Origin of the sequence: Vibrio sp. 10N.261.52.A1, from assembly GCF_002876325.1 — a bacterium.
In the GTDB taxonomy this organism is placed as follows: domain Bacteria; phylum Pseudomonadota; class Gammaproteobacteria; order Enterobacterales; family Vibrionaceae; genus Vibrio; species Vibrio chagasii.
Genome location: NZ_MCYD01000938.1, coordinates 1 through 1,893 on the forward strand (window position 1 = coordinate 1; position 1,893 = coordinate 1,893).

Annotated in this window: 3 protein-coding genes; 2 read left to right on the plus strand and 1 reads right to left on the minus strand. The window is 41.2% G+C overall.

Translation table 11 applies throughout. From position 1 onward, the window contains the following. Positions 1-83 precede the first annotated feature (83 nt). Complete coding sequence (locus BCT81_RS20360) at positions 84-470, plus strand: hypothetical protein (RefSeq protein WP_008215958.1); 387 nt, start codon at positions 84-86, stop codon at positions 468-470. Between the two features lie 401 nt (positions 471-871). Beyond that, complete coding sequence (locus BCT81_RS20365) at positions 872-1,108, plus strand: YdcH family protein (RefSeq protein WP_102425619.1); 237 nt, start codon at positions 872-874, stop codon at positions 1,106-1,108. A 183-nt stretch (positions 1,109-1,291) separates the two neighbouring features. On the opposite strand, the gene BCT81_RS20370 is transcribed toward BCT81_RS20365, so the two are convergent. Next, positions 1,292-1,893 (minus strand): glycerol-3-phosphate dehydrogenase C-terminal domain-containing protein (locus tag BCT81_RS20370; RefSeq protein ID WP_277869836.1); only part of this gene is annotated, 602 nt, incomplete at its 5' end.

Below are 1,893 nucleotides of genomic sequence, written 5' to 3' on the forward strand. Positions count from 1 at the left end.
ATATACCAATACACATTTATTCTCCTCGTGAATGGAATCTCGTTCTAGCGTTATTTTGGCTATGTAATTGAATGAGAATAAAAATGAAATTGAAATCTATTTTTTTGGCTTGTCTGTCAGCAACGGCTCTTTCTGGCTGTTTGAGTGTCCCAATTGAAGAGTTACAACCAACAGCAGATCAAGAAACAATTGATACCGCTATTGAACATCTAAGCGATATAAAAGGAATGACGATTACAGAAAATGGCGTGATCTATTACGTTGAGTCACTGCCGGGAAACTCTCGATGGTCAACTGCACATATTTTGGAATCGAGCTATCGTTTCTCTTGCCAAGACCTTCGTTGGTTTGTTGATAGAGGCATGATCGTTAGAATGAGATTCCAAGGTAATAGTGGCACGACCCAAGATTATGACCTTGAGCGTTGTGAAACCGAAGTTCCAACAAAATTATATGAATCTAAGCAGTAGGTTATTAATCATCTCACATTGAGATTAAAGTTCCTCCTCTATCAATAAGTACATTAATACCCTCTCCATCAGGTGAGGGTGTTTTATTTAAAATCTAAAAACTGATTCGACTATATTGTGGATTATCAACAAATGCTGATGTTGATACGCTTTGGTGTATTCAAGTACGCTCTGTGCTTGTAGACCGGAGAGACCAAGATGAAATATGAGGGAAAAGTATATCGTTACTGAGACAATTCAATTTACCACCCTCGATTTTGTAGGGGGATGTTGTAAATTTATGAATCTAAATTGTCTATATTCTATGCTGTGTACTGGATCTCATTTGTTATTTGAGTCCCTTGCTAAGGTTAATAATGAACGTGTAATACCAATCACTTTAATCAACTGAAGAGGTTTCTATGCTAGGTGAAAATCACTCTCTTGTTCACGAATTTCCTGAAATGAAAGACAAAATTGCTGAGCTTGCTAAAACTGATGATGGCTTTGCAACAGACATGAAGACATACGACAACCTTGATAAAGAGATTCGTAAACTTGAGCTGAAAGATTCACCCATTGATGATGGCTCAATGCACCAACTGAAGCACGACCGTTCTGTGCTGAAAGATGCGCTATATGCTCGCTTGAACAACTAGTGGACAGCATCTTTTAGATATCGACAATAAAAACTCCTTCGGGAGTTTTTTTGTTTGTAAGATATTGGTGCTTGCTTAAGTGATTGGGTGTGGTTTGATTACCCGGTAATAAAAAGCTTAGCGCGGGGAACGCTAAGCTTGTTTATTAATCAGGTTGTTGAACTGTGCTTGTTGGCTGGTGGATTAGCCTACTTGAGAAAAGCTTACCACTTTACGTTGTAGCTTCTCTTTTAAGTAATCAGACAATGCTTGTTGCTCTGATTCACTCATGTACAAGCCAAGCTTGGTTCTGCGCCATAAGATGTCTTCGTCTGTCATTGCCATCTCTTGGTTGATCAAGTAATCAATCTCAGCTTGGTAAACACCGTGTGCTTCGTTTGAGAACTGGATACCAAGGTCCGCTTCACACGTAGCGCCTTCAAGTAGACCCCATGTGTAAGTACCAAATTGGGTAACGTAACGAAGCAGCAGTGCTTCTGATGCCCAAGGGTATTTAGTGTGCATCATTGCGGCAAGCTGTTCGCGGCTGCAGCTGAAGTTACCACCCGGTAGCGTGTCGTTAGCTGTCCAAGGCGCACCCATGTGTTTCAGGTAAGGTTCTAGCTTGTTCAGTGCCGCTTCACCGAGTTTACGATAAGTCGTTAACTTGCCGCCAAAGATCGATAGCAGTGGTGCTTGATCCATTTCTGCATCCAGCTCCAGTGTGTAGTCACGAGTGATTGCTTGTGGCGAGTCAGATTCATCATCACAAAGCGGTCTTACGCCACTGTATGTCCACACTACAT

What these genes read in the sequence shown, in the direction of transcription:
- BCT81_RS20365 (WP_102425619.1), top strand. Translation starts at nt 872, where the DNA reads ATGCTAGGTGAAAATCACTCTCTTGTTCACGAATTTCCTGAAATGAAA.
- BCT81_RS20360 (WP_008215958.1), top strand. Translation starts at nt 84, where the DNA reads ATGAAATTGAAATCTATTTTTTTGGCTTGTCTGTCAGCAACGGCTCTT.